General features: G+C 61.7%; 1 protein-coding gene. It reads left to right on the top strand.

Annotated features, from left to right (window positions below; all coding sequences use genetic code 11):
* The coding region (locus GJQ66_RS14340) for a hypothetical protein (protein ID WP_230379657.1) at positions 1–225 on the top strand (225 nt) is incomplete at its 5' end.
* Positions 226–253: the final 28 nt, after the last annotated feature.

Genomic DNA, 253 nt, shown 5'->3' with positions numbered 1-253 from the left:
GATCGATCGGCACGGTCATCGTCATCGGCGAGTAGGGACAGCGACAGCATGTACGGCTGGATCTGGCGGCATCTGCCGGGCAACGCATGGGTGAAGGCGTTGATTTCACTCGTGCTCGTGCTGGCGATCGTCTACGTGCTCTTCCAGTACATCTTCCCGTGGGCGGAGCCGCTGCTCCCGTTCAACGATGTCACCGTCGACCGAGGGATGGGCGCCGTCCGATGACCGCACGGATTCTCGTCGTCGACAACTA

Source organism: Microbacterium sp. ZXX196, assembly GCF_009709595.1.
GTDB lineage: Bacteria > Actinomycetota > Actinomycetes > Actinomycetales > Microbacteriaceae > Microbacterium > Microbacterium excoecariae.
Note: the sequence above shows the minus strand (reverse complement) of the source record. Positions and strands in the feature narration are given on the sequence as shown.